Here is a 349-nt window from a genome sequence, read left to right as displayed (position 1 = left end):
GTAGCAAATATGCGTTAAAAGGTGATGAGATCGATATCAATGATAATTTTGCGATAGCAGTACGCCCAGGCACGTCACTCCTGCTGGAATGGTGATGGTGCCATCAGGGTTTAAGACGACGCCTTCGCTAAAGTCGATATCTGTATTATCATAGTCTACCCCTTCAGTCGCCGTATCTGGGCTAATGGCAAAAGGATAGCTGACAGGTACCTCGGTTGGGTTTGATAAGGTCACGGTATGAACGAGGTTACTGCCCTCATCCGCGCTAGCATCTGAGACGCTGACTGTCGGCTTGTCGCCCTCAGTGTTGCTACCAGGGTTGGCCGGATCATTAGACTCATCTAGAATC

General features: G+C 49.3%; 1 protein-coding gene. It reads right to left on the bottom strand.

Annotated elements, in window-relative coordinates; all coding sequences use genetic code 11:
- Nucleotides 1–36 precede the first annotated feature (36 nt).
- A partial coding sequence (locus SB752_RS32085) for a hypothetical protein (RefSeq protein ID WP_410719452.1) occupies nucleotides 37–349 on the bottom strand: 313 nt, incomplete at its 5' end.

The sequence above is a fragment of the Brevibacillus sp. SIMBA_040 genome (assembly GCF_046535075.1).
Lineage (GTDB): Bacteria > Bacillota > Bacilli > Brevibacillales > Brevibacillaceae > Brevibacillus.
The sequence above is the reverse complement of the archived record's forward strand: the minus strand, read 5'-3'. Positions and strand labels throughout refer to the sequence as shown.